This is a genomic window from Vibrio sp. 378 (assembly GCF_033339435.1).
Genome location: NZ_JAWOUO010001025.1, coordinates 1 through 548 on the forward strand (window position 1 = coordinate 1; position 548 = coordinate 548).

Below are 548 nucleotides of genomic sequence, written 5' to 3' on the forward strand. Positions count from 1 at the left end.
GGTGGTTCTTTATCTGTGCCTTTTCTCAACAAGCACGGCGTAGAAATGCGTAAAGCGGTCGGCTCATCGTCAGTTTGTGGCTGCATTATCGCCATCTCTGGCATGATAGGCTTTATTTTGCACGGCTATAAGGTTGAAGGCTTACCTGCGTACAGTATTGGTTATGTTTACCTTCCTGCGTTACTTGCGATTGCGATGACTTCGATGTTGACCACGAAAGTGGGGGCGAAGCTCGCGACCAATCTTCCTACTGCGGTATTAAAGAAAATATTCGCAATATTCTTAATGTTTGTTGCAGCAACAATGCTGCTGTAAGTTTATTCCCAAGTTATTCACGCTGAACCGAGCATTTGAGGTGACTTGGGTATATTGGTTTTATTTGTAAATAAGAAGAGAATGATTTATGTCTCAGGGATACCTTCAATTTCCCAATATTGATCCGGTTTTAGTCTCTATTGGTCCTGTTTCGGTTCGTTGGTACGGTTTGATGTACCTCGTCGGTTTCATGTTTGCATTGTGGTTGGCGAACCGTCGTGCTGACAAACCAG

General features: G+C 43.8%; 2 protein-coding genes. Both read left to right on the forward strand.

All coding sequences use genetic code 11. The features are described 5' to 3' along the window. Window positions 1–315 (forward strand): sulfite exporter TauE/SafE family protein (locus R7Q48_RS30175; RefSeq protein WP_318134081.1); only part of this gene is annotated, 315 nt, incomplete at its 5' end. Between the two features lie 88 nt (window positions 316–403). Continuing rightward, window positions 404–548, forward strand: a 145-nt coding sequence (locus tag R7Q48_RS30180; RefSeq protein WP_318134083.1) for a prolipoprotein diacylglyceryl transferase family protein, incomplete at its 3' end; no start/stop codon positions are given.